General features: G+C 67.6%; 1 protein-coding gene. It reads right to left on the reverse strand.

Translation table 11 applies throughout. From position 1 onward, the window contains the following. A partial coding sequence (locus tag AACY49_RS30725) for a 2-dehydropantoate 2-reductase N-terminal domain-containing protein (RefSeq protein ID WP_339528056.1) occupies positions 1-354 on the reverse strand: 354 nt, incomplete at its 3' end. Between the last annotated feature and the right edge of the window lie 118 nt (positions 355-472).

Genomic DNA, 472 nt, shown 5'->3' on the forward strand with positions numbered 1-472 from the left:
CGCGAAGTGACGCGGCGGCAGGCCGATCCCGTACCACCAGGGAATGCCGTTCTGCGCGAATACGATCGCGGTGTCGGCGCCGAGCAGCGGCTTGATGCCGGAGACGAGGCCGTTCAGGGCGGTCGCCTTCAATGTCGAAATCACGAGGTCCTGCGGGCCGAGCTGCGCCGGGTCGCCGGTCGCGTTCACCTTGGCCGCGACCTCGGATTCGCCGACGCGCAGTTTGAGGCCATGGGCGTGAACCGCCTCGAGATGCGCGCCGCGCATCACGCAGGAGACCTCGTGCCCGGCGCGTGCCAGCCGCACCGCGATGTGGCTGCCGACGGCGCCCGCGCCGAAAATACAGATGCGCATGATGTGATGTCCCGTCCATCCCGTAGCTGCCGTCCGGTCACAACATGACACAAGCCGCCATGCGATGGACGCGACCGCCCCACGCGGAAAGATATGGATCAGGACCTGTCGCGTCGGT

The organism is Pseudomonas sp. EL_65y_Pfl2_R96 (assembly GCF_963970905.1).
Lineage (GTDB): Bacteria > Pseudomonadota > Gammaproteobacteria > Pseudomonadales > Pseudomonadaceae > Aquipseudomonas.